This is a genomic window from Saccharophagus degradans 2-40 (assembly GCF_000013665.1).
Taxonomy (GTDB): Bacteria; Pseudomonadota; Gammaproteobacteria; order Pseudomonadales; family Cellvibrionaceae; genus Saccharophagus; species Saccharophagus degradans.
In genome coordinates this window covers 2493133-2519868 of record NC_007912.1, presented here as the reverse complement: position 1 = coordinate 2519868, position 26736 = coordinate 2493133, and the positions used below count along the sequence as shown (strand labels likewise).

General features: G+C 43.9%; 20 protein-coding genes. 9 read left to right on the top strand and 11 right to left on the bottom strand.

Annotated features, from left to right (window positions below; all coding sequences use genetic code 11):
• Positions 1-196: 196 nt before the first annotated feature.
• Positions 197-541 (bottom strand): hypothetical protein, encoded by a 345-nt coding sequence (locus SDE_RS10520; RefSeq protein WP_011468480.1) that lies wholly within the window; start codon positions 539-541, stop codon positions 197-199.
• A gap of 72 nt (positions 542-613) precedes the next feature.
• Positions 614-1465 carry an acyl-CoA thioesterase gene (locus tag SDE_RS10515; protein WP_011468479.1) on the bottom strand — a complete coding sequence of 284 codons (852 nt, stop codon included), beginning with the start codon at positions 1463-1465 and terminating at the stop codon, positions 614-616.
• 171 nt (positions 1466-1636) lie between these two features.
• On the opposite strand from SDE_RS10515, the gene SDE_RS10510 reads away from it, so the two are divergent.
• Complete coding sequence (locus SDE_RS10510) at positions 1637-2329, top strand: DUF4823 domain-containing protein (RefSeq protein ID WP_011468478.1); 693 nt, start codon at positions 1637-1639, stop codon at positions 2327-2329.
• Positions 2330-2336: 7 nt separating this feature from the next.
• Here SDE_RS10510 and SDE_RS10505 read toward each other — a convergent pair whose 3' ends face one another.
• Complete coding sequence (locus tag SDE_RS10505; protein ID WP_011468477.1) at positions 2337-3974, bottom strand: electron transfer flavoprotein-ubiquinone oxidoreductase; 1638 nt, start codon at positions 3972-3974, stop codon at positions 2337-2339.
• A 297-nt stretch (positions 3975-4271) separates the two neighbouring features.
• Here SDE_RS10505 and SDE_RS10495 point away from each other — a divergent pair, with 297 nt between their 5' ends.
• The 3 genes from SDE_RS10495 (at position 4272) to SDE_RS10485 (ending at position 8370) form a co-directional block, all read left to right on the top strand.
• The gene (locus SDE_RS10495; RefSeq protein WP_011468476.1) at positions 4272-5021 is read left to right on the top strand and encodes an electron transfer flavoprotein subunit beta/FixA family protein; all 750 of its coding nucleotides are present in this window, start codon (positions 4272-4274) and stop codon (positions 5019-5021) included.
• Position 5022: 1 nt separating this feature from the next.
• Positions 5023-5961 (top strand): electron transfer flavoprotein subunit alpha/FixB family protein, encoded by a 939-nt coding sequence (locus SDE_RS10490; protein WP_011468475.1) that lies wholly within the window; start codon positions 5023-5025, stop codon positions 5959-5961.
• A 258-nt stretch (positions 5962-6219) separates the two neighbouring features.
• The gene (locus SDE_RS10485; protein WP_011468474.1) at positions 6220-8370 is read left to right on the top strand and encodes an ATP-binding protein; all 2151 of its coding nucleotides are present in this window, start codon (positions 6220-6222) and stop codon (positions 8368-8370) included.
• Between the two features lie 69 nt (positions 8371-8439).
• On the opposite strand, the gene xthA is transcribed toward SDE_RS10485, so the two are convergent.
• The 5 genes from xthA to acnA all read right to left on the bottom strand — a co-directional run bounded on the left by xthA (position 8440) and on the right by acnA (position 17140).
• Complete coding sequence (gene xthA, locus SDE_RS10480) at positions 8440-9258, bottom strand: exodeoxyribonuclease III (protein WP_011468473.1); 819 nt, start codon at positions 9256-9258, stop codon at positions 8440-8442.
• Positions 9255-11366 (bottom strand): carboxy terminal-processing peptidase, encoded by a 2112-nt coding sequence (locus tag SDE_RS10475; protein WP_011468472.1) that lies wholly within the window; start codon positions 11364-11366, stop codon positions 9255-9257. Before SDE_RS10475 ends, xthA begins: the two co-directional genes overlap by 4 nt.
• A gap of 183 nt (positions 11367-11549) precedes the next feature.
• Positions 11550-12653, bottom strand: a complete 1104-nt coding sequence (locus SDE_RS10470) for a sulfite exporter TauE/SafE family protein (protein ID WP_011468471.1) — start codon at positions 12651-12653, stop codon at positions 11550-11552.
• 124 nt (positions 12654-12777) lie between these two features.
• Positions 12778-14160 carry a class II fumarate hydratase gene (locus SDE_RS10465; protein ID WP_011468470.1) on the bottom strand — a complete coding sequence of 461 codons (1383 nt, stop codon included), beginning with the start codon at positions 14158-14160 and terminating at the stop codon, positions 12778-12780.
• A 166-nt stretch (positions 14161-14326) separates the two neighbouring features.
• Complete coding sequence (gene acnA, locus SDE_RS10460; RefSeq protein ID WP_011468469.1) at positions 14327-17140, bottom strand: aconitate hydratase AcnA; 2814 nt, start codon at positions 17138-17140, stop codon at positions 14327-14329.
• A gap of 355 nt (positions 17141-17495) precedes the next feature.
• Here acnA and SDE_RS10455 point away from each other — a divergent pair, with 355 nt between their 5' ends.
• The 3 genes from SDE_RS10455 (at position 17496) to SDE_RS10445 (ending at position 22053) form a co-directional block, all read left to right on the top strand.
• The gene (locus SDE_RS10455) at positions 17496-17708 is read left to right on the top strand and encodes a hypothetical protein (RefSeq protein ID WP_011468468.1); all 213 of its coding nucleotides are present in this window, start codon (positions 17496-17498) and stop codon (positions 17706-17708) included.
• 292 nt (positions 17709-18000) lie between these two features.
• Positions 18001-19389, top strand: coding sequence for an NAD-dependent succinate-semialdehyde dehydrogenase (locus tag SDE_RS10450; protein ID WP_011468467.1), 1389 nt, complete (start codon positions 18001-18003; stop codon positions 19387-19389).
• Between the two features lie 51 nt (positions 19390-19440).
• Positions 19441-22053 (top strand): vitamin K epoxide reductase family protein, encoded by a 2613-nt coding sequence (locus SDE_RS10445; protein ID WP_011468466.1) that lies wholly within the window; start codon positions 19441-19443, stop codon positions 22051-22053.
• A gap of 167 nt (positions 22054-22220) precedes the next feature.
• On the opposite strand, the gene SDE_RS21920 is transcribed toward SDE_RS10445, so the two are convergent.
• The 3 genes from SDE_RS21920 to SDE_RS10430 form a co-directional block, all read right to left on the bottom strand.
• On the bottom strand, positions 22221-22931 hold the full coding sequence (locus SDE_RS21920) for a Crp/Fnr family transcriptional regulator (RefSeq protein ID WP_011468465.1): 711 nt from the start codon (positions 22929-22931) through the stop codon (positions 22221-22223).
• An 82-nt stretch (positions 22932-23013) separates the two neighbouring features.
• Positions 23014-23760, bottom strand: coding sequence for a PRC-barrel domain-containing protein (locus SDE_RS10435; protein WP_011468464.1), 747 nt, complete (start codon positions 23758-23760; stop codon positions 23014-23016).
• Between the two features lie 220 nt (positions 23761-23980).
• Positions 23981-24487, bottom strand: a complete 507-nt coding sequence (locus tag SDE_RS10430; RefSeq protein WP_011468463.1) for a Dps family protein — start codon at positions 24485-24487, stop codon at positions 23981-23983.
• A gap of 531 nt (positions 24488-25018) precedes the next feature.
• Here SDE_RS10430 and SDE_RS10425 point away from each other — a divergent pair.
• Positions 25019-25894 (top strand): transglutaminase family protein, encoded by an 876-nt coding sequence (locus tag SDE_RS10425; RefSeq protein ID WP_011468462.1) that lies wholly within the window; start codon positions 25019-25021, stop codon positions 25892-25894.
• A complete protein-coding gene (locus SDE_RS10420) occupies positions 25894-26688 on the top strand; it encodes a transglutaminase-like domain-containing protein (RefSeq protein WP_011468461.1) in 795 nt (264 codons plus the stop codon). Before SDE_RS10425 ends, SDE_RS10420 begins: the two co-directional genes overlap by 1 nt.
• The last annotated feature ends 48 nt before the right edge of the window (positions 26689-26736 follow it).

Below are 26736 nucleotides of genomic sequence, written 5' to 3'. Positions count from 1 at the left end.
ACATTAAAGGAGTAAATCCTCATAGAGCTTAAAGCTCTACCAGCAACACTAAATGGGGGAATTCATTGCTGCCGGTAATTTAAGTATTACTCATATCCCTCGAACTTCCAGTTAACCCCCTTAATTTTTTAAACCTTTTCATAATAGTAAGCATGGTTTAATTAGCAATTTCGAATAAGGTTGGCCAGCGGGCCTTTTATACAATTAAACACTCGTCAGAAATAAGTGCGGCGGCCTTTGGTAGGGCAACGCTTACTCGTTCGGACGTAGTAGTGCGTATAAACCAGCTTTCTATATTTTTTTGTACAACACTCAGTTTTTTGCATGATGACCTGAATTTAGCGGTAATAGGCTCGTAGGGCATACTGTGGTCTTCTATGCTGAGCTTCGCTAACTCATTCGTTTCTTCATGAAGCGTTGTTACAATGTCGAATAACGCATCTTTTTGGTTAATGTTGTTAACCTCCCAGTAAGCATCGTTGAGCGCTTGTAATAGTTCATCTAGCGCTAATATCGCTTCCGCTATAGATGTTTGCTGCATAGTCTTACCTTTTAAGTTGATGGGTAACTTAAAGTATAGCAGCGCTCATTTAATCCGCTTTTGGTCGTTAGCTTACACTTTTCGAATAATGCCTTCCTGTGCCGTAGACGCTACAAGAGTGCCGTTTCTTGTAAATACACTCGCTCTAGCAAAGCCTCTAGAAGAACCAGCCCAAGGGCTGTGTGATTCACACAAAAGCCAATCGTCGGCTTTAAAGTTTACTGAATGAAACCAAACTGCATGGTCAACGCTAGCGGCAAATAGGCCCTTATCGAAAATGGTTGCTTTATGGGGCAAGAGAGCAGTCGCCAGCAAGCCGAGATCTGATGCGAACGCTAGTGCACAATAGTGATAAATAGGCGCTTCTGGCAGAGGTTCTGTTGAGCGCATCCAAAAGTAAGTGGTAGGGGCAAGAGACTCTTGCGAGGTAAATGGATTACCGTCTATTGGCAGCAGCTCGAAGGGGCTAGCAGCTTGGTTGGGTACGCAATCATGTGGCGGTAGGTGATCCTCTGCAGAGCTTGGTGAGCAGGTTTTAAGTAGCTCCTCGGGCATAGGTATAGAGGAGGGCATAGCAGGTTGATGAAAAAAACCGGGCTCTTCGCTGTGAAACGAAGTAGACATATTAAAAATAGGGCGGCCATTTTGCCTTGCTACCACTCTGCGGCTGGTTAAGCTTCGGCCGTCTCGCACGGTTTCCACATCGTAAATAACCGGCGACTCGCTGGTGCCAGGCCGCAAAAAATATGCGTGCAAAGAGTGCGGCAAACGGTTTTCAACCGTATTGTATGCGGCTATTAATGCTTGGCTAAGCACCTGACCACCAAACAGCGTTTTTCTGAAATTTTCCCTGTGGTGGCGACTTCTAAATAGGTTGTTATCTAAAAGCTCTAAGTCTAACAATTGAGAAATTGATGCTGTCATATTTGATCCTACTACTTATTACGTCCTAAGCTTAGAGGGCACCTTAAGATTTTGTTTAGGCTGCCGATAAATTATCCAACCACACTAAATTTTGCTTTAGTTAAAAGTGTAGCAGTGCCGCTGGAAACTTATGGCGTTTACTGCTTTACATCCTTACCGAGCGCTATGTAAATGCAAAAAAATAAATTAACTTCGAACTACTTGTTATGTGCTGCGTTCATTGTGTTATTTGTTAGTGGCTGTACCTCGCACTATGCTAGCAACGTATATCGCGGTGCGATGCAAACGCTTAAATTGAATCAAAGCTATCAACTCACACGCAAAGAGCCTTGGGTGATAACTGCCGACACCCATCTACTGTTAATGAAAACCGCACCTGAGCAAAGCCAATTAGAAGCGATGAACGCCAAAGCCATGGCGGCAACCGAAACCCAATGGTTAGTCGCTAATCAAACCCTAGCCCCAAGGCTTAACACTGCGATGTTTGCGGCCTTACAGCAAAGCCTTATTGGCCAATTTGGCTCGGTATCTGTTACCCAATCCAACTCTGTGAACGATGCTTTAGCCGTAGGGAGAGGCTTGGGCGCGCAGCTTTTATTGGTGCCCGCCGCAATCTCCTCCGAAGACAACCTCAATACCCAAATAGAAATTAATCAAGGTTCGGTTGCCACTTCGCGCACGCTAGGCGTGGATGCATCATCCATTCGTATTGCGGCTTACGATGTTAATTCAGGTAAATTGGTGGATTTAGCGCAAGTGCAAGCGCGTGGGCGTTATTTCGCTGCAAGCGATGAAAATACTCAAGAGTTAGCTGCAAAAGCTGCTCGCGTGTATGTAGCAGCAATTGCAGGTGGAAGCCTCTAAATACAGCTTACATATTAGGGTAATTCGGCCCGCCACCGCCTTCAGGGGTTACCCAGGTAATATTTTGCAGCGGGTCTTTAATGTCGCAAGTTTTACAATGTACGCAATTCTGGGCATTTATTTGGAAGCGTTTACCAGCGGCATCTTCCACAACCTCGTAAACACCTGCAGGGCAATAGCGCTGAGCTGGCTCGTTATAAAGTGGTAGGTTTTTATCGATTGGCAAGCTTGGGTCAATCAGCTTTAAATGTACTGGTTGATCTTCCTCATGGTTGGTATTCGATAAGAAGACTGACGAAAGCTTATCAAAGCTCAATTTGTTATCTGGTTTAGGGTAGTTGATGGGTTTAGCATCTTTCGCCGGCACCATTTGCGCGTAATCGGGCTTGGGGTCACGCAGGGTCCATGGTAGGGCGCCGCGAAATATATTCATATCAATAAAGGCATAGGCCGAGCCTAACAAATTGCCCCACTTGTGTTGCGCAGGGCCAAAATTGCGTTGTGCGTGCAATTCTTTATATGCCCAACTTTCTTTGTAGGCCTGTTCAAACTCAACCAAATCTGTTTGCGAGCTACCCGCTTGCAATGCCTTATTTACAACCTCAGCCGCTACCATGCCGCTCTTCATTGCTGTGTGCGAACCTTTAATTTTGGCAAAGTTTAAAGTGCCGGCGTCATCACCAATGAGTAGGCCACCAGCAAAATGCATTTTAGGCTGAGACTGCAAACCACCCTTAGTAATTGCTCTAGCGCCATAGGCAATGCGTTCGCCGCCTTCTAAGTATTGAGCAATTTTAGGGTGGTGTTTGTAGCGTTGAAATTCATCAAATGGGCTAACATATGGGTTAGAGTAGGAGAGGTCGGTAATTAAGCCAACAGCTACTTGGTTATCTTCGAAATGGTATAAAAAACCACCGCCTGCCGAGCCGCTCTCAGAAAGTGGCCAGCCCGCGCTATGTACTACAAGCCCTTGCTTGTGTTTATCCGCCGGAATTTTCCACAGCTCTTTAATACCAATACCGTAGTGCTGCGGGTCTTTACCTTCGTCTAGTTTGTAGTGTTCGATTAGTTGCTTGCCCAAGTGCCCTCGGCAGCCTTCAGCAAACAAGGTGTATTTTGCACGTAACTCCATACCGGGTGTGTAGCTGTCTTTTTCTTCGCCGTTTACACCCACTCCCATGTCGCCAGTAATAATGCCAGCAACACAGTTATTATCGTCGAACAATACTTCGGCAGCGGTAAAGCCAGGGAAAACCTCTACCTCTAGTGCTTCTGCCTGCTCGGCTAACCAGCGGCAAAGATTACCAAGGCTAATTATATAGTTGCCTTCATTGTGCATGGTATAGGGCGCGAAGAGATTGGGAATACTCATGGCCGACTCGCCGGATTGCATGAGGTAAATATTGTCTTCGCTTACAGCGGTGTGTAACGGCGCTTGGCGCTCTTTCCAATCGGGGAAGAGTTCGGTAAGGGCAGTGGGTTCAAGTACAGCACCAGAGAGAATGTGTGCACCAACCTCAGACCCTTTTTCGACGACACACACAGAAACGTCTGGCTGGAGTTGTTTTAAACGGCACGCTGCGCTTAGGCCTGCGGGGCCGGCACCAACAACTACAACGTCGTACTCCATAAATTCTCTTTCCACCTGTGCCTCCTAAAGACAATAAGCTACGGCTAGTCATACACAAACTACTATGTACCCAAAGTATATGTGTGTATCCCAGCGAATACCAATGGCAAATCGACACGCCAAAATTAACAAATACGTGCAACACATAAGCTGGGTTTTGTTTAACATATGCAGTACTGCAAATAATTTACACTTAAAAGGTTGCAACTTGGCGTTATCGTCACCAGTATTTGCTAGATAAAGGCTATACTTCGTTAGCGTAAAGGCGTTAAAACAGCAATAAAAAATCAATTAAAGGAGCACACCCCAAACATGAAGATTCTCGTGCCAATAAAACGTGTTGTGGATTACAACGTAAAGGTGAGACCCAATGGTGATGGTTCTAACGTAGACCTCGCAAATGTAAAAATGTCCATGAATCCATTTTGCGAAATTGCTGTAGAAGAAGCCGTAAGACTCAAAGAAGCCGGCAAGGCAACGGAAGTAATTGTGGTAAGTATTGGCCCAGCTAAAGCGCAAGAGCAAATACGCGCTGCAATGGCCATTGGCGCCGACCGAGGTATTCTCATCGAAACAGACGAGTCGCTTGAGCCGCTAGCTATTGCGAAATGTTTAAAGAATGTGGTCGAAAAAGAATCACCCGAGATGGTAATCCTCGGCAAACAATCTATCGATGGCGATAACAACCAAACAGGACAAATGCTAGCCGCGTTATGTAACTGGGGGCAGGGCACCTTTGCTTCAGAGGTGGTGCTTGCAGATGGAAAACTGAGCGTGACACGCGAAATAGATGGCGGCTTGCAAACAGTACAGCTTGCTTTGCCAGCAGTTGTTACAACCGACCTACGCTTAAACGAACCTCGTTACGCCAAGCTACCAGACATTATGAAAGCAAAGAAAAAGCCGCTAGAAACCATAGCTCTGGCCGACTTGGGCGTAGATACCAAGCCTCGCACACAATTATTAGGTGTAACACCACCGCCAGAGCGCAGTGGTGGCGTTAAAGTCGCCGATGTAGATGCGTTAATCGATAAACTAAAGAACGAAGCGAAGGTGATATAACATGGCTGTATTAGTAATAGCAGAACACGATAATAAAACACTGCATCCTTCTACTTTGAATGTAATTGCTGCAGCCAGTAAAGTTGGTGACGATATAAGCGTTTTGGTTGCAGGCGCTAGCGCTGCGGAAGTAGCCGATGCTGCCGCTAAAGTTGACGGTGTAAGTAAAGTACTGCATGCAGATAACGCTGCTTATCAATACCAATTAGCAGAAAACGTCGCGCAGGTTGTAGTAAGCCTTGCTAAAGCCAATGGTTATAGTCATATACTTGCGCCCGCAACCACAACAGGCAAAAACTTGTTGCCACGCGTTGCCGCTTTACTAGATGTTCAACAGCTATCAGACGTGATTGCCGTAGAAAGTGAAGATACTTTCAAGCGTCCAATCTATGCAGGTAATGTTATTGCCACCGTTAAAAGTATCGATGCAACAAAAGTATTAACCGTAAGGGCAACAGCATTCGATCCTGTAGCAAGTGAAGGCGGAAGCGCATCAATAGAAGCCATTGCTGAAGTTAGTGAAGCCGGCCTTTCGAGCTTTGAAAAAGAAGAGCTCGCCAAATCTGACCGACCAGAACTCACCGCAGCGCGCGTTGTTATATCCGGTGGTAGAGGTATGCAAAACGGGGAAAACTTCGAAATGCTGTATACCCTAGCCGATAAGCTAGATGCAGCCGTAGGTGCTTCACGGGCAGCAGTAGACGCAGGCTTTGTACCCAACGATATGCAAGTTGGCCAAACAGGTAAAATTGTGGCCCCAGATTTGTATATAGCAGTGGGTATATCCGGTGCTATTCAACATTTAGCAGGAATGAAAGACTCTAAAGTGATTGTAGCTATTAACAAAGACGAAGACGCGCCTATTTTCCAGGTGGCCGATTACGGCTTGGTAGCCGATCTTTTTGATGTGATTCCCGAGTTGAACGAAAAGCTAGCTTAAAGGCCAGCGTTTAACATGATTGGCAAAAAGCGCCGCATTAAAGGCTAATGCGGCGCTTTTTTTTGCTTTTAGAACACGGTGCTTATACATTACCTTTTTCGCCAAACCCCGCTCTTTCGTAAAGTAGAGTGCAGATGTAGAATGCCACGCCTAGGGAGCACGCCTAATAGAGAAGATTTAAAGGCTGCTTTATTTGCATAGCAAGATCAAGATGGCCAAACTGTATACAACGGTAAGGCTATCAATAGGGAATACCCCATGTTCAGTTTTTTTGAACCCGTAAGCAAAGTGCAAAAAGATCGCCGAATTATGCGCGAAACTGATGCACGCATGGCGAAGTATAGCCGCAGAGGGTTAGTATTTAACTTTCTAGCATTTCTAGTTTGCCTAATTGGTGGCCATTTCATAGAGCAAAATAGAGATTTAACTGTAGTACTCACTACAGGTTTGCTGCTTATTACCTTCGTGCGTGGGTTTTTCCTGTTTCGCTTCGAGCACCTTTACCCCCGCGCCCCGGCGAGATGGCGTAATAGCTATTTTGTGGCCACTTTAATTGGTGCAATTTGGTGGGGGGTTATTATGTGTAGCGTAACCATCACCTTAAAAATGGAGTATGAAGCGCCTCTATTTTGGCTTTACACGGTCGTATTCTTTTCAACCACTGCCCACGCTTTCGCCCCATATCAAAAGTTCCTCGCTTACTATCAATTTTTCGGCTTAATGCCTGCAGCCGTTGCCGCTTTTACGCTAGGCATTTCCGATGGCTATTTGTACGGAACATTATTGTTGGTGTTCTTTTTGGTGCTCATACATCAGTGCAGATTAATGTCTGAGAACTATTGGGAAAAGCTAGAAGCTTCTTACGCTCTTTCGCGAAAAACCTTATCGATTGAAGAAGAAAAAAGAGATACCCGTGCAAGCGCAAAGTTGAACAGGGAATTTCTTGGCTATTTACGCTCTGATTTATGGGAGCTAATAAGCCAAAATAAAGACCAGCTTAAGAGCCTCAGCGAGGCCCCACAAAATGCCGACACCGATAGCACTTCCACGGATACCCCGTATTTAGCTCTCCGGCGTTTGTTCAACAATATTAGTGACTTCAATAGCGTGCTGAGTAAAGAGCTCACCTTATCTAACAGGGTGTTTAATATTCGCCACGAACTGCAGCACACCATTGCGGATGTTGTTGCCCAAGGGGAACTAAAAGGCATAGATATTGAATCTGCGCTTTCTCCTAACCTGCCAATGCGCTTACGGGGCGATGCTTCCCGTTTGGCTCAGGTAGTCAAAACTATTCTTCACATGGCTATTCGCGATTTAAATGCCGGCGCGGTAATTATCGAGGCTGAATTTTTAAGAGAGTATGAAAACGCAGGGGAGCTGTACATTACTATTTCCCGTGTGTGCGATACCCAAAAACGTTTATTTTTTAGCGATAAAGAACAAACCCTAGTACCCAAGGCGGGACTAGATTTCGCAGTGTGTAAGGGCATTGCAGAAATAATGGAAGGCAATATCGAAATTACTGAAATTCCACGCGAGGGTGTGCAGTATCGTTTTAATGCCAAAATGGATTTAGCCGAGGCTTCTGGCCAGCTTGATTTTCATAGAAACTCATTCGCGGGCCACAAAGTGTTGCTTATTCATAGCAACGCCAGAATTGTTGATATAAAACGAAGAGAGCTTGAATCTTTGGGGTTTGTTGTTACAACAGAAACCCAGTATAAGCGTGCAGAACAAATACTTTTAAACAGTTATAAAACCGATGCTGCTACTGGCAGTGTGTTGTTCTATGCAGACGATGAAGACGCGATGGCGTTCAACAATAAGCTTGTAGAGCACGAGCAGTTGCGTCATACCCACCAATTAATAGTTGCGTCACCTGCAAAGCAAAACAAGCTAATTAAAGAAGGTTACATTGCGTCAGATCAGGTCCACTTTGTGGATAGGCCAGCAGGCTTGTTTGAGCTGGAGTGCGCTTATCACATGGCTTACGGGCTAGAAGATAAACTGCAGCAAAAAGAAGGTGAGCTAAGAATACTAAATTATTCTAATTCAGAAACCGTGGATGCCGGCCTACAAACAATATTAGAGGTTTTTGATGACGCAGTTGTGCAAGCCAATAACGAGCAGGCGTTGCTGGATTATTTTAGAAAAAACGCAACAGATGTGAGTTTAATTTTAATTGATACTAAACATGTACCTAATTACATTCGAGTAATTGATGAAATTAGAGAGCATGAAACAAAAGAAAAATACGAAGTTTTTGTGCCAATTGTTGGCATCGCTTATTCGCAAGAGGATATTAACGCTGTAGCCTACGAACTGGGTATTGACGATTTTATTCAAATTGGCCAAACCCACAAAAACGCTGAGCAGTTAATTCGTTATTGGGCTGCGCTGCACTAATAGCAATACATCGCAAACGTGCCATCTAAACGGCACGGTTTGCGGTGTATGTGGGTATGCTAGCTTAGATTAAATAGAGAATTCAGTCCAAATAGGGCAGTGATCAGAAGCTTTTTCCATGCCCCGTATGTCGTAATCAATCCCTGAGGCAACACTGTGTTGCGCTAGCGCTGTAGAGGCCAGAATTAAATCTATTCGCAGGCCACGCTTGGGTTCTCTTTCAAAGCCTTTACTGCGGTAATCAAACCAGCTGTATTGCTCTTCTTCGAGGTTAGGGTTGGTTTGGCGATAGGTATCCACCAAGCCCCAGCCTAGCAGTTTATCTAGCCACTCTCGCTCTTCGGGTAAAAAGCTACATTTACCGTCTTTAAGCCAGCGCTTTCTATTGCTTTCGCCTATACCAATATCTAAATCGGTATGCGAAATATTCATATCGCCCATAACAACCAGTAGATCACTTGGTTTGTAGCTAGCTTCTATATGCGCCTGTAGGTCTGCATAGTATTTAAGCTTGTTGGGAAACTTAATAGGGTGGTCTCTGTTTTCGCCCTGTGGGAAATAACCATTAATAACCGTTATTTGCTTGCCGCTAGGCAAGGTGAATTCCCCAAGAATAAACCGTTTTTGAGATTCTTCTGTGTCTGTTACATAGCCCTTTTGTACTTTATTAAAAGGGTGTTTCGACATAAGCGCAACGCCGTAATGGGTTTTTTGGCCGTGAAACTCTACGTGATAGCCCATAGCTTGAATGGCTTCAACGGGAAAGTCAGGGTCGCTTACTTTGGTTTCTTGAATGCCTATAAAGTCTGGCTGGTGTTTGGCGATAACCGCCTCCAACTGGTGGAGGCGTATTCTTATGCTGTTGGTGTTAAACGAAATACATTTCATTTGCTAAAGTTTGAAGCCTGTTTTTGAGCGTTTGTAGTTTGAAAACGAATGTAGTCAATTAATATGTTGCCAGATTCGTTCAATAGGGTATCGCCATCTAAATCGATGACTGTTTCACGAGAGGATACTACAGGAGCGTCCTCCGGGTTTTCTTCTTCTTGCGCGGCTCGGTACTCAGCTAACGTTTTGTACGGGTCTTGACCTTTGCCGGTGCGACGCTTGTTCTCGATAACCATCGCTTGTTTTTCTAGGTTTTCTTTCTCTGCAATTCGCTGTTTTTCGTTAAGAGATACTGCTTTTTTACGCTTGTTCTCTTCCATTACAGCTATTTGATCGAGCAGGTAGTTAAAGTCTGGGTCATGAGCAATACGCTTTTTATGGGCTTCGGTTAGGTAGGGAATGCTCGCATCAAGATCAAAGTATTTTGCATGTGGTACTGGGTGGATAGTGTCCCACGGCAGGGCATTGTCGTAAGCGGATTCGCCCACTTCCTTCATATCCACTAGCATAGGTAGCTCGATATCTGGAATGATGCCTCGATGCTGGGTGCTATCGCCAGAAACGCGGTAGAATTTTGATTCAGTTAATTTAATTTTGCCTTCAACAGTAGGGGCCACAGATTGCACCGTACCCTTACCAAAAGTTTGAGTGCCTACAATTAGCCCTCTGTCGTAATCCTGAATTGCGCCGGCAAAAATTTCTGAAGCCGATGCACTTAATCGATTTACAAGCACGATTAGCGGGCCGCGATATTTAGCACGTAAACGGGCGTGGTTATGGCGAGCTATGTAGCCATCTGGAGTACGAATCTGCACAACGGTACCGTGGTCGATAAACAAATCGGTAAGCATGGTTGCTTCGCGCAGTGAACCGCCGCCATTGTTGCGTAAATCTAAAATAATACCGTCTACGCCTTCTGCTTGTAGCTCGTCTAGTAGGCGAGATACATCGCGGGTACTACTGCGATAGTCTGGGTCGCGACTATTTGCTTTATCGAAGTTAATATAAAAAGCAGGCAGGTTAATGACACCAATTTTGTATAGGCGCTCTTCATCACTTAGCTCCAATACGCCTTTTTTAGCGGCTTGGTCTTCTAGTTTAACCTCATCGCGTTTAATACGAATTACCGCAGTTTCGCCATTGCTTTCTTTAGCGGGCAACACTTCTAGGCGCACAACTGTGTTCTTAGGGCCGCGAATACGGTCTACAACTTCATCTAATCGCCAACCTGTAACATCGACAACTTCACCTTCGTCGCCTTGGCCAACACCAACAATTCTATCGGCTGGCTTTAATTGGCCTTGCTTCGAAGCAGGGCCGCCAGGCACTAGGCTTACTACCTTGGTGAATTCATCTTCAGATTGTAATACCGCACCGATGCCCTCTAAAGAAAGCGACATATTAATGTTGAAGTTCTCGGAAGTGCGCGGCGACCAATAATTTGTATGCGGGTCAAATAGCAGCGTTAATGAATTCACCATTATTTCAAATACATCGGCGCTATCTTGCTGCAATATGCGATTGAGCTGGTTTTTATAGCGCTTTGTAACCGTTTCTTTGGCTTCTTCTAAGGTTTTACCTGCTAGTTTTAAGTTAAGCAGGCTTAATTTTGTGCGCTTGTACCAAAGCTCGTCGGCTTCGGCTTGGGTGGTTGGCCAAGGCAATTCAGAGCGATCTAATATAATTTCGTCTTTAGCGTTAAAGTCAAACTTAACATTTTCGTCGGCCAGCATCTCTATAGCAGACTCTAAGCGCGAAACAACACGGGCGCGGTAGGTTCTATACACCTCAAAACCTTCTTCTAGCTTGCCCTTACGGAAATAATCATCGTATTTAAGGTTGTGCTTTTTGAAGTTTTCTACATCTTTTGTGTAGAAAAACATATGGGCAGGGTCGAGGCTGTCGATATAGCTTTCTAGGAATCGCGTAGACAAGGAATCGTCAATTGCTTGGTTGCGATAATGTCTCGCATTTAACTGAGCTATTACGTCAACAATGGTTTGCGATTGTACTTTTGTAGGAATCAGCTTAGGCGCTTCTGGTGGTTTAGCTACAGCGCAGGTGACAGAGAAAATAAAAACGAGGCTTACGGCAATATTCTTTATCATAAACTTAACTTTTGTTTGGATATGTTCTATCGACCATTTTTAGAATGGTTAGATCCCTGAATAACGAATTTTCATAACGAAATGTTGGTGTGCACCACAATAATAACTAGAAATAGATGCTTTTAACTATAACACAGCTAATACAAAACGTTGTGCGCCTAGCAATGTTTCTGGTGTTTTCGTCTAGTTTTTAAGGCTTTTGTGCGTTTCTTCGCCGCTGTGCAAGTGAGGCTCTACATCTGGGATACCTAAACTTGTTATATGGTGTGCATTGGCTTCGATATCGGCCGCTTTATTGATAGATAATATGTTACCCAGCACTCTTAATCGCTCAAAAACATAAAGCAACCCACCAACAAACAAAAGAGTTATAAGGATACCGCTAACCCCCAATAAATGCCGTTCGTTAACGCATGTCCATATGTACTGGCCTACGCAAAGTACCGCAACAAAAAGCAACGTAGGCTTTCTGCCTACTAGCCCAACTATCAGTACACCAAGGGGTGCACCTAGTGCCACCACTGGCGCGGCAGACAACCAGTTTTCGTAGGTGCCAGCCTGAAAACCAGTTGTTGCTGATTTAATAAGCACGCCATACACAGAATTGAATGCCATGATCACGACAGACGTAGGAATGGCTATTTTTAAGTCTGCACGACACAGAAGCACAAGGGCAGCGTAGATAATCATATCTATACCAACCCCAGTAACAGAAACAACCGTAAGACTAGCTAAAAAGCCAAGCAATAGACCAAGGCGGAAATCCCATTTTTCGCTGAAATCGATAATGCCAGTATTACTTGCTATTTCATTTATACGATAGAGGTGGAGCAACCCGAAGCCTGCCCAAATGATTGAGAAGCATACTTTAATCCACAATTCCGGTATAAGCGGTGCGATAAAGAATATGCCAAGGGGCGTGCCCACAATGGCGCCGCATATGGCCCCCTGCAATACCGATACCGCCAATGGCTGGCGTCTGGCCAAAATAAAGATGCTGGCGCTTGTCATGCCTATAGATTGCACGGCAAAACTGAAGTCTCGCCCAAGGCTGGCCGGCATATCAAATAGCAGAACAAGCACAGGAAAGCCGACCGTACCCCCGCCCATGGGGGTAGAGCCTGCTGCGTAGGACCCCAACGCCATAGCCAACGCCATAGGCCAATGGGTAATTACATCCGATACGCGGTCGCCCAAAAGCACTAAGCAGGCCCAGGTGACGTAGAAAATAACTAACCAAGTAAACCAAACCCACAGGTATGTTTTGGGTGGTTGCAGAATGGACATAATTCAGTAACTTCTTATTGTTCTATGGCCAACAACAGCGATGGCGTTAGGCATTTTAGCGTTGCGATGCTTTCAAGTTCAATCGCTTATGCATTATATCCATTGGAGGTGGGAATAACGTTACCTATACAAGGTTTTTAGGGTCGAGCAAGCGGCGAAGTGTTTTCTTATCAACACCAGACATCTCTAGAGCTACATCCAATATAGGGCGCTTCTGACTATATGCCTGCTTTGCAATTTCTGCGCTTTTTTCGTAACCAATCTCATTATTAAGCGAAGTAGCCAAAATGGGGTTTTTAGCCAATACCTGATTTATATTGTCCATATTTACCTCAAGCCCAGCTATTGCCTTGGTTGCTAGTGCGTTACAGCTATTGGCGAGCAGCTGGATGCTTTGCAGTAAATTAAATGCAATAACCGGCAACATGGTATTCAACTGGAAATTACCGCTTTGAGCGGCCACAGTGATGGTTGCATCGTTCCCTATAACTTGAGCAGCCGCCATACAAACCGCTTCGGGGATAACTGGGTTAACTTTGCCCGGCATAATACTGCTGCCCGGTTGTAGCTGGGGTAGGTGTATTTCAGCAAGTCCTGCGAGTGGGCCACTATTCATCCACCGTAAATCGTTGCTAATTTTCATTAAGCTTGCTGCCAGCGTCTTTAAGTGGCTGCTAATTTCTAACGCTGTATCTTGCGAGCTAATGCCCTCAAATTTATTGGGGGTAATTGTAAGCTCCATACCGCTTAATTCAGAGAGCGCAGTTACGCAACTTTGGCCGAATAGTGGAGCAGCATTAACACCGGTGCCAACCGCGGTACCGCCTAAGCACAACATTTTAAGGCGCGGCAAAGCGCTTTCAAGCCGCTGAACATTGTTTCTAATTTGGTGTGCCCAACCACTTAATTCTTGCCCAAAGGTTAAAGGCATAGCATCCATTAAATGGGTTCTACCCGTTTTAACCACGCTAGACAGGGCTTGAGTTTTAATACTGATTACATCAACTAAATTATTCAGCGCTGGCAATAACGTTGTTTCAATTTGCAGTGCTGCACTTAAGTGTATGCACGAAGGGATAACATCATTTGAGCTCTGGCTCATATTCACGTGATCGTTGGGGTGCACGGAGTTGCCCAACTTATCACTAGCAAGCTTGGCGATCACCTCATTTGCATTCATATTGGTACTAGTACCAGAGCCTGTTTGAAATATGTCAAGAGGGAATTGGTCGTCAAAGGTACCGTTTGCAACGTCGATTGCCGCATCGCAAATCGCGTTTGCCATTGCGGGCTCTAAAGAGCCTAACTTTTTATTTGCCTGTGCACAGCTGGCCTTTATTAACCCAAGCGCTTTAATAAAACTTCGCGGAAATACAAGGCCGCTTATCTTAAAGTTATTTAATGCTCTTTGGGTTTGGGCGCCGTACAACGCGTATTCCGGCACCTGAACCTCACCAAGACTGTCCTTTTCTGTGCGTGTTTTAATGCCTTCGTTTAATGTCGTCATTTTTAAACCTATTGGTCGAAGCTTTTGAATGGCAAATATGTGCTTGGCAAACATGTGGATGGAAAAAATGTGCATTGCAACCATATGCATGGCAACTACGGCAAGCGTGGTAATCAGCAATATATCTGTGGGTAGTAAAATTCCCTTAGCAGTTATTTATTGCTGGTTATGCTTGTGTATCACCGGTCATTTGTCGCAACACGTAATGTAAGATTCCACCATGTTGATAATACTCCCACTCGACGGGCGTATCTATGCGAATAGCTAGTTTAACGTTTCTAGTATCACCTACTGGGCTAATAATTTTCATGTTTGCATGGGTATCGCCCACTGCAAAGTTTTCAATTGTGAATTGCTCTTTACCTGTAATCTCTAATTTTTCCGCAGATTGACCTTCCAGAAACTGAAGTGGCAAAACACCAAACCCTACCAAGTTAGCGCGATGAATTCGTTCATAACTTTCAGCAATAACGGCGCGAACACCAAGTAATTTAACACCTTTTGCTGCCCAATCTCTGCTAGACCCAGACCCGTACTCTTTACCTGCAATTACAACCAAAGGGGTATCATGTTTTTTATAGCGCTGGGCCGCGTCGTAAATGGTTTTAATTTCTTCACTGGGTAGTTTCAGGGTATAACCGCCTTCCTTTTCGGGGCAAAGTAAGTTGCGTAACCTTGGGTTGGCGAAGGTTCCTCGAATCATTACTTCGTGATTGCCGCGCCGTGAACCTAGGCTATTAAAATCTTCCTCTTTAACACCTAATTCTTGCAAATATTTGCCAGCCGGGCTTTGTGCTGATATGGCACCAGCAGGGGAGATATGATCAGTTGTGATTGAATCACCTAGTAATGCTAAACATCGTGCATTTTCAATTGGCTTAATCTCTGATTTACGTTTTTCCATTTCTTTAAAATAAGGCGGGTTAGCAATATAGTTAGAGCTTGGCCAGTTATACGTAGCGTCATCTGGCGCTGCAAGTGCTTGCCATTGCTCCGTACCGCTAAATACATCGGCATAATAATGGCGGTACTGCTGAGCTGTAATAGTCTTAGCCATAACCTCTGCCACCTCGTTTTGCGACGGCCAAATATGATTTAGGTAAATGGGTTCATCAGCAGTGCTATAACCTAATGGCTCGGTTGCTAAATTTACAGTTATGCTGCCAGCAAGCGCGTATGCAACAACGAGCGGTGGCGAAGCAAGGTAGTTAGCTTTAACTTGCTGATGAATGCGCCCTTCAAAATTTCTATTGCCAGATAACACCGAGCATACGGTTAGAGATTGGCGCTCAATAGCTGTAACTATTTCGTTGGGGAGTGGGCCGGAGTTGCCTATACACGTTGTGCAACCAAACCCAACAAGATTAAAGCCTAGAGCATCGAGAGCAACGTCTAACCCTGCCTTTTTTAAATATGCAGGTACCACCTGTGAACCTGGGGCAAAAGAAGTTTTTACCCAAGGTTTTGTCGTTAAACCTAGCTGAATAGCCTTTTGCGCTATTAACCCTGCTGCAACCATTACAGCGGGGTTAGATGTATTGGTGCAAGAGGTAATAGCGGCAATTACGATGTCGCCGTTTTGCAGCTCGCGCGTACTGTAATCAGGTTTAACTTTTCTTTTTGGATTGTTAGTTTCAGGGCTGCCACCCTCACTGGCAAAGTGTTCTAGGCTTGTGTCTGCTAAATTTTTGTTATTAAAGTCTGGTTCGTTAAAAAAAGACGATTTTGCGTCCCTTATGGCTATTCTATCTTGCGGTCTTTTAGGCCCTGCTATACAAGGCGCTACAAGAGCTAAATCTAATTTCAGGGTTTCAGTGTAAACAGCGGGCTTACAACCATCTTCACGCCATAGTCCCTGCGCTTTGGCATACTCTTTAACAAGTGCTATGTGTTCGGTTGGCCTACCTGTAAGTTCCAAGTAGCGCAGAGTGTGTTCGTCGATGGGGAATATACCGCACGTGGCACCATATTCCGGAGCCATATTGGCGATTGTTGCTCTATCTGCCAGTGGTAGGTTGGTTAATCCATCGCCGTAGAATTCAACAAACTTTCCGACAACACCTTTGGCCCGCAGTTGTTGCGTTATAGTTAATACTAAGTCCGTTGCCGTGGCGCCTTCTTTTAACTGGCCGCTTAATTCAAAGCCGATTACGTCTGGAATAGACATACTTATTGGTTGCCCCAGCATTGCGGCTTCGGCTTCAATCCCACCCACACCCCAGCCGAGCACACCCAAACCGTTTATCATTGTTGTATGTGAATCTGTTCCCACTAAAGTATCGGGGTAGGCTAAACACCTGCCGTTTTTTTCGGTGGTAGTAACCACAGAGGCGAGAAATTCTAAATTCACTTGGTGCACAATACCGGTTCCCGGCGGTACGACACGAAAATTGGCAAACGCTTTTTGCCCCCATTTTAAGAACTGGTACCTTTCTTTGTTCCTTTTAAATTCAATGTCCGTATTTTTTTTAAAAGCACTATCAGTACCAAAATAATCCACCATTACCGAATGATCTATAACCAAGTCCACGGGTGTTAAAGGGTTAATATCTTGCGGTTTACCCCCCAATTTAACTATCGCCTCGCGCATTGCGGCTAAATCAACAATTGCCGGCACGCCGGTGAAATCTTGTAATAGTACGCGAGAGGGTGAAAAGGCTACTTTACAATCGTTTTTTGCACCTTTTTTCTGCTGTTCAAGCGGCCACTCAAGGAGTGCCTGCACTTGATGCTCTGTTATATTCTTGGTATCCAAATTCCTTACTGCATTTTCTAGCATTATCTTCAAACAAAAAGGCAAATCAGCGAGCGATATGGAACCAAAAGTGGTCGTAGATTGGTTACTTTCACTACCGTTATTCTTGGAACTTTGATTATCGCGTTTCAGGCGTTCAAGTACCTTGGAAAGATCAAAGTAATCATAACTTTTAGCCCCAACGCTTAATTGATTTTTTACTGAACATTTAATGCTAGAGTCCATTTTATCTCCTTGGTTGGGTTGTTTTTAAGTGATTACATTTTGATTGGTACAAGAGTAGCTACAAAAGCAACAGCGACAACACTTTTAACTTAATATGAAGCTTAATGAGATATCAATCTCAACGCATTGATAATTATCAATGTACGGCTAGATGCGCGGGTATAACCTACGTAACTATTTTATTAGGTACATCAATCGGGCAAGTAAATTAGATGAATAAATTAAGCGCATCGGAATTAATCTCATTGGCGGTCGCCAAATAATGTGCCGCCAGCAACTAGTCACTATTAATCAACCCTGTATTAAAAATAGAAAAACAGGGTAAAACCTGCAATTCGCTGCCAGAGGTAAAATTATGAATTACGACTTAAAAACAAAGCCCATTGGAAAACATTCTGCCCTGTTACAGATAAACTCTTGTTATTTTTCAGGCAAAGAAGATGACATACCTGCCAACACCCCAGATGAAATAGATATGCCAACCCCGACAGAAAGTAAGCCATATGATATTGAAGAGATACCAGAGCGCTCACCAGAAGAAGCGCCTGTTAAACGCGAGCACGATTAACGGGTTACTACATTGAATATGCCATAAATAATTAATGCAGTATCAATAGGTCTAAGAGGGAGTAATTGGGTCAAATACTAACCTGTAAAAAAAAACTAAACTCACTTCACACTTTTCAAACATGCAACACGGTGAGCTTTAAATCACTTGTCGCGATTGATAATTGTCAATGGCTTGTAATGATGCATGCTGTAGTGTTCTTGTTAAGTACCTTTTGCAACAATCTTATAACGTATTCTTATAGCGGGATTAAACTCTTAACGCATAAAGTTGTTTATAAGGAGAATACAGTATGCAAGCTAATACGCACCACGCTCTTCACGGCCAAGTTGTAAGTGTTAACCCCTTTACAGAGCAAGAGGTTGGTAGCTATGCACTACTGGCTAAAAATTCAATCGATCGAAAGCTAGATCAAGCAGATGTTGCTTTTAAACAATGGCGAAAAACGGCTTTAGATGAAAGAATCGCCTTAATTAAGCGAGTAGCAACGCAGCTTGCTGAAAACAAGCAAGGCCTAGCCACTTTTATAACAATAGAAATGGGTAAGCCAATCAATCAAGCAAAGGCTGAAATAGATAAGTGCATTGCGTTGTGTGATTATTACTGCAAAAACGCCCATCAATTTTTGAGGGCTAAACCTATTTCATCCAACCTGAAAAATAGCCGGGTTGAGTTTCAACCGCTCGGTGTAATACTTGGTGTAATGCCGTGGAATTTTCCATTTTGGCAGGTTTTCCGGTTTGCTATTCCCACATTATTGGCGGGCAATACTGTTGTGGTAAAACACGCGAGCAACGTATTTGGTTGCGCAGAAGCTATTGCCAAAACCTTTAATCAAGCCTGCCCAGAAAATACTTATATACATTTACCCGTTTCCTCAGATCTTATCCCAGAGGTAATTGCACATAATGCTGTGCGTGCAGTTTCACTTACTGGCAGTGAAAAAGCGGGTAGGGAGGTAGCACAACAAGCAGGTCATCACCTAAAAAAAGTAGTGCTAGAGCTCGGTGGAAGTGACCCCTACGTCGTGCTTAAAGATGCCGACATTTCTAAAGCCGCCGAGCGCTGCGCTACCAGCCGACTTATTAATAATGGTCAGAGCTGTATAGGTGCAAAACGTTTTATTGTGGAATCTGCTGTGGCCAGACAATTCGAAGAGTTGCTAGCGGAACATATTTGCAAGGCCAAAATGGGCGACCCTTTAAACAAAAGCACGGAGCTAGGGCCACTGGCGCGTCAGGATTTATTAGAAAACCTACACTGCCAAGTATTAGAAAGTACAAGTAGAGGCGCCGAAATTGTTTGCGGTGGTGAAATACCCGTTGGTAAAGGTTTTTTCTACGAAGCTACGGTATTAACCAATGTTGCTAAAGATTCCCCCGCCTACAATGAAGAGCTTTTCGGGCCTGTAGCCGCTGTTATTCCTGTTTTAGATGAGGATGAAGCCATGCAAGTAGCAAATGAAACGAGCTTTGGCCTAGGTTCTGCTATTTTCACAGCCGATAGCAACAAAGCAGAGCAATTTGCAGCAAACGTTGAAGCCGGCGCATGCGTTATTAACGATTTTGTTCGGTCAACGCCAGAGCTACCTTTTGGTGGCATTAAAAATAGTGGTTTTGGAAGAGAGTTAAGCGAATTTGGTATACACGAATTTGTAAATATTAAAACAATAGCAGGTTAGTACCGTATTTAAACGGTAATAAACGATTTGTTGATCGCGTAGAGCTATGTATTGAATGGAATATGGAGGCGTACCATTAACAGTAAATTAACTGAACAAGCACATAACAATACGAGACCACAAAGCACCGCAGCCAAAAATATCGTATTGATAACGGGGGCTACAGGTAATATTGGCCGCGCACTAAGCGAATTCTTAGCGGCAGATTTTAGGGTGGTTGGTTTAGATCGTTCTGAATACGCAGACATAACCTGTGACATTACATCCCCTAAATCTATGGATAATGCAATCCTTACGGTTAAGGAAAGGTTTGGCGAACGCGTAGCAGCAGTAATTCATCTGGCCGCGTATTTTGATTTTACCGGCGAAAAGTCGCCGCTTTACGATGAAGTAAATGTAAAGGGCACAAAAAACCTACTTGATGCATTAACTCAAATAAATGTAGAGCATTTTATTTACGCCAGTACCATGCTCGTTCATAAACCGGGTAAACCCGGAGAGCTTATAGCAGAGCAATCGCCCTTGGGGCCAAAGTGGGCTTACCCAGAATCGAAAGCGAATGCAGAAAATGTAATTATAGACCACACCAGCAAAACCCCTTTTACCATACTTAGGCTAGCGGGCTTATACGACGACGAAGTGGCTGTGCCCACGTTAGCACACCAAATATCGCGTATATATGAGCGCAACCCCAAAAGCGTATTGCATTCAGGTGATAGCCAAGCCGGCCAAGCATTTATTCACAGAGAAGATTTGCTCGACCTCTTTAAAGCAGTAATAACAAAGCGTAAAGAACTTGATAGCCAGAATATATTTTTAGCTGGCGAAGCCTCTGTTATTAGTTATTGTGAACTACAACATCAAATAGGTAAGCAGATTCACGGCGAAAGCGATTGGGCGACCTTTTCTGTGCCAGAACCTTTAGCAAAAGTAGGGGCGTGGGTAGAGGACAGGTCTGAGCCGGTAATACCAGATGATCTAGATGAGGGTGAACGGCCCTTTATTAAGCCATTTATGATTGATATGGCGTCTGATCACTATGAGCTAAATATAGAAAAAATAGAGCACACACTGGGGTGGACCCCCAAGCATCGTATACAAACTAGTTTGCCAAAACTAATTCATAATCTTAAAGCCAACCCTATTCAATGGTACGAGAACAACGGCATTAAAGTTCCGGCATGGTTTCGCGCGGCTAAAGAAAAAAATATGAATCCTGAAGAGTTAAGAGAGCAGTATGAAGTAAAGTATTTAGAAGCGCATAAAAATAGTATTTGGGCCCCCTTCGTAAACATGGGGTTGGGAGCCTGGCTATTAAGCTCACCATTTACACTAGGCTATAACGCTTCAGCAATGTGCATAAGCGATATTGTTTCAGGTGTGTTGGTTTGTATTTTTGCGTGCATGTCCCTCTCTGCTAAGCCCTTATACCAATTATCTCGCTGGGGGTTAGGCGTGGTAGCTATGTGGCTTATGTTTGCCCCTTTAATATTTTGGACTCCAAGCGCAGCTGCTTATTTAAACAACACCATTATAGGCGGGTTAGTATTCGGCTTTGCACTTTTAGTTAGACCATTCCCGCGTTTGGTATCGCCGGTAGCGAGTGAAACAGGGCCTTCAATCCCACCTGGCTGGGAGTTTTCGCCATCAGATTGGTTTCAGCGGCTGCCAATAATTTTATTGGCATTTGTAGGCTTTTTTATATCTAGATATTTGACTGCGTATCAGTTAGAGCATATAGATAGCGTGTGGGAGCCATTTTTTGGTGGTGCTATAGATAATGCCAAAAACGGTACAGAAGAGATAATTACATCTAGCGTGTCCAAAGCTTGGCCGGTACCAGATGCCGGCTTAGGAGCACTAACCTATTTGTTAGAAATACTTACCGGTGTAATTGGGTCTCGCAACCGCTGGCGAACTATGCCGTGGCTAGTATTATTTTTTGGTTTTATGATTATTCCACTAGGTGCAATTTCAATCACCTTTATTATCATTCAGCCTATTGTGCTAGATACTTGGTGCACCCTCTGTCTAATTGCCGCCGTCGCAATGCTTATTCAAATCCCCTATAGTTTTGACGAAATAGTTGCAACAATTCAGTTTCTAAAAAGGCGAGCGCAAGCTGGTCAACCTTGGATGCTAATCCTATTTACTGGCGATACCGATGAACCCAATAAAATAGAAGAAGAAATGGCAAATGCCTCGCGCGAGAAACAGAGTAGCAACGCTAAGCACGGTTTGCTACCCGAGAGCAATGGTAATCAAGCCGATAACTTTGCTCAGTCACCTGTAAAAATATTCAAAGAGTGTGCGTTAGGCGGTGTTACCTTGCCATGGAACCTTGCGGTCTGCGCAATATTGGGTGTTTGGCTAATGTTTACACGCATTACATTAAATACAACAGGCGCAATGGCGAATGCGGATCATCTAATAGGTGCATTAATACTCACAATAACCATAACCGCGTGCGCAGAAGTAATGCGGCCAATACGATTCGTTAATATTTTTCTCGGCATGGCGCTATTGATTACGCCTTTTGTATTATCCGCGGGTATTATTTCTATATTGGCAAGTGGGGTAGCGGGCTTAGCAATAATAGCGTGTAGCCTACCTAAAGGGAGTATTGGCAATAAGTATGGTAGTTGGAGCAGCTATATAGTTTAGCAGGCCACCGTTTGTACAAGGCCTGCTACTATTAAACGAATTTACCTCTTAGTAGCGTTAATGATTAATCTTTAGGGATTAAGTTTTGAGGTTTAAGGTTTAAGGTTTAAGGCTTAAGGTTTAAGGTTTAAGGTTTAAGATTTAATAAAATGTAAGCTTGGTTACAGCTACATAACCATTGGCGTGTTCAGTTTCTGCAAATCAATTGTATATACATCCATTAAAGCACCACTGCTTTTTACAAGTATTTCTTTACGTTTAAAATCAGCCAATATTCGGCTAACGCTCTCGGGGGTGGCAGCTACTATGTCGGCAATATCCTGCACTTTTAACAGCTCAATTAAACGGCTAGATTGACTCTGTTTAATACTGGTTAAGTACTCTAACAATTTTACAATTCTTTGTTTAAGACTGCCTGAAGAAAAATCCGATATCCACTTATCGGCGAGCGTCAATTGGTCGTAAAGCTCTTCCGTTAACTGAAGATACAATTGAATATCGTGTTTTTCTCGTTGCTGAATATCAGAAATAGGGCACTCAACAGCGCTTACGGAGCTTAACGCAATTGCAGTGTAATGATACTTCGCGTTAAACAAGCCCTCCATGCCTATCAAATTACCTGCAGAACAAACACGGACGATTCTGGTACTTCCATCAGGCTTATATGTTACAAGTTTTACCAAACCGCTACTTAACCGATATAAGGTGGTTGCGGCATCTCCCTGTTGGAACAATACAGCGCCCTCAGGGCATTCTCGTAAACGAGTGTGTGGTAAATCAGAAATAAGATCTTGAGAGCAGGGGGAGCGGGAATGTTCTTCACTGGATGAGACTAACTTTAAGTGGGTTGATCTACTTAACGAGTTTGCACTATTCATAGCCGTAGCTCCTTTAGCCCTGCACGGCATCTTTCGCAGGGCTATTGTTAATACAGGATTTATGCACCCACACACATAAAAGCTATTTGCGTTTACTTAATCCATAGTGACTGTGTAAGGTGTCTTCATATACAGGGTCAGCAAATTCAACTGAATGATATTCTGGGCTATTTTTAATTTGTTCTGTGGTTAGGTTTACTGAAACAGAACGTCCTTTCCAGTCAATATCTGTTAGCCAATGCGGGGAAATTAAAACCTTTCTACCGCCAGGTAGCCAATTGCGCGTAGCTATCACTAAGTACGCAATTTCCCACGTTTCGTCCTGTAGAATAAAGTTTTCGACATGACCGATTGAATCGTCCTTGGCATTCACCGTGTAACCTTCAATCTCAGAGGCAGAACGCAAGTGCTCATCTTCATTCTCTTGTATGTCGGCTAAAGCCGGTGCTGCGGTTTCTACCAATGCAGCGGGGTGAGGGCCTGTTCCCCATAATCCACCGCCCATCCAATAAAAACCATAGCCGTAATATCTAAAAAACTGAGCCTCATATTGGCGAGAAACAGGTTTGTGCTCATCAATAGAAGGGCTGTTTTTTATTTCTTCACGGGTAAGATTTACCGGCAATGCGCTGTTGGCCCACTGTGGCTCACCAAGAGAAATAGGGCTAATTAATACTTTTCTGCCACCGGGTAACCACTTGTGAGTGTCTGCGACCATATACCGAATGGTCCATTGGGTGTCGTCGAATAGGAAGTCCCTGCATTCGCCTATATCACCATCGGTCGCTTCTAAGTTGTAACCAGATATTTCATTTAAGCTTCTTAACATTTTCTAATCCTCCCGTTAAACGATTCCTGCATGCGCGATGCTTTACCGTTCGCTAAAATAGAGAATGTATTAGCAAAACACGCACCTTGGTCGCACTCTATAAAATGTAAGCCTTAGTGCTTAAAATCGCTTCGGATACGTAAGTAGTGTGTTAGAAAAGCCTCGTAGTGAGGCTTTTCGTCACTTATATGCGCTCACAAAGAGGTGAGGCAAAAAAGTGTTATGAAAGAATGGCTTGGAGCATCCAAGCATTCTCTTCGTGTTGGCCGATTCTATCGGTAAGAATACCGGCGGTGGTAACATCATTTACTTTTTCCGCTTCGATTACAGTATCGCGAAGTAAGCGGGCACAAGTTGTATTGTCGTCTACAAGTTGTTGAATCATTTCCTCGGCGCTAGGCGCCCCAGCTTCTTCTTTAATTTCAGCAAGCTCTTTAAATTGCTCAAAGCTGCCTGGCGCAATAAAACCAATCGCTCGAATACGTTCAGCAATGGTATCTACTGCTAATGCCATATCTTCGTACTGCTCTTCGGTAAGTTTGTGTAAGCTGTAGAATAATGGGCCTACTACATTCCAGTGAAAGCTTTGCGTTTTTAAATACAGCACATAGCTATTTGCTAATGCCGATGAAAGCTGGCTGGCAAGTTCAGAGCGATCCTTATGCTGCAAACCACCTTTGGTTTTAATTTCTGTAGCGCTGGATTTAAGTACTGAACTAGTAGTCATGATATTCCTCCTGGTTTTAGACTTGTTCACTTTAGTAGTAGCATCCTTTGTGCCAACTCACTGAAATTACCATACAATAAATATCCTATGCTGCTGCAGCACCCGTCACACCTGGCTTTTACTTATTCACTTACTAAAGAGGGTGCAAACACGTAAGTAATGTAACGAACGCCAATAACGTTATAAATTGCAATTTTTACAAGCTGTTTGTAAGAACAGAAAAGCTCAATTTGAATATTGGATAAATCCGTAGCTAATAGCTGAGCGCTATAACTGAAAGACGATGTAATAAAACAGAGCTAACTTTAAAATTGCTGTTATGATGACTAAGCCTACCTATTAAATTTTTCTGCAGCGCCTCACTTAAATGGCAAATATCCCAAGCAATTAGCTACGAATAGCTTGAAAGGATTCAACCAAGAAGAAAAAGACTAAAGGGAGTGCCTAAACAGGGATCGACTGAGTAAGTAGTGGCTGAACAAGGAGTGGCTTAATGAGTCGCTAAATTGTACGAAGGTATTCAGGAGGAATATGAAACGATACAAAATTATCCACCAAACACAGTATGACTTTTCTGCATCGGTACAACTGTTGCCCCACACCCTTAGGCTTAGGCCGAGAGAAGGCCACGACCAGCGTATTGAGTCATCTAGTTTAGACATTAGCCCTAACGCATCGCTTCGCTGGCATAGAGATGTCGAAAGCAATTCTGTTTGTATAGCCAGCTTTAACAGCAAGGTAAAGCAGTTAAATATACAGAGCGATATAATTATTCAAAAATATGACTTATCGCCACACGATTTTTTGTTAGAAAGCTATGCTGTGGAATACCCATTTAATTATAGCGTCGAGGATAAAATTCTTCTCGCGCCCTATATGGAACAAATTCAGTATATTGATCAGCCCATGGTGAATAACTGGGTGAGACTGTTCTGGCCGCAAGGCAACACCATTCAAACATTCGACTTACTACTAAAGCTAAACCAAAACATTTACCAATCTATAGTTTACTGTAAGCGCGAGGAAGAGGGTGTGCAATCGGCAGACACCACATTGCAAAATAAATCTGGGTCTTGCCGAGATTCCGCAAATTTATTTATGAGTGCAGCGCGAAAACTCGGCTTTGCTACGCGTTTTGTTAGTGGCTACATATACTCAAATACCGACATTGCCCAAGCTGGCTCTACTCACGCTTGGGCCGAAGTGTTTTTACCTGGCGCGGGCTGGAAAGGCTTTGACCCTACGATGGGGAGCATAGCCGGGCCAGAGCATATTGCTGTAGCTGTATCGAGGCGACCAGAAGCGGTACCGCCTATATCTGGTACCTTTTTTGGCCCGCCGGGTACCAATATGACTGTAAATGTTTGGGTAACTGATGCAATAACACCTACCGGAGCGCCAATGTAATGTGGTTAAAGGCAAGCTGTGAACTAAAGTTTAGTATTACTTCACCAACCCCTTTTGTATTTATGCTTAGGCCTAGAAGCGGGGCGCAGCAGTGGGTTGCCGCGGAGGAATATTTACTCTTTCCAAGTGTACCTGCAATAGAGTTTACCGACGATTACGGCAACTTATGTCAGCGCTTAATTGCACCGGTAGGCGACTTTACTGTTTATACGTCTGCAACTATAAGAACCAGCAGCGGTGTGGACACTCATCCAGGCGGTGCCTTTGTAGAAATAGAACACCTACCCGATAGCGTTTTGAAATATTTATTACCTAGCCGTTATTGTGAATCTGACCGTTTTGGCGATATGGCTACCGAGATAACAGCCAACCAGCTATTAGGTTACGACCAAGTTGCAACAATAGAGAGCTGGCTGCAAACCCATATTCAGTTTGTGCCCGGCGGTAGCACGCTACCTTTATCTGCCACCGAAGTTAATCAAAAACAAATTGGTGTGTGCAGAGATATGGCCCACCTTGGCATCGCGCTGTGCCGAAGCTTAAGCATTCCAGCTCGGTTAGTAGTGGGGTATTTGCACGAATTGCAACCAATGGAATTACACGCTTGGTTCGAAGCATTTGTTGCAGATAGGTGGTATACATTCGACGCAACGCAACACACCAAGAAAGGTGGCTATATAGCCATAGGCTACGGTAGAGATGCCGCAGATGTTGCTATATACAATCAGTTTGGCCCGGCCGTTATTCCCATCGAACAAAATGTTCGGGTAGAGGAGATTAATGTAACCCAGTAGATGTATCTTTGTTACTTTTACATCTGGCACTATACAATTTTCAAAGCA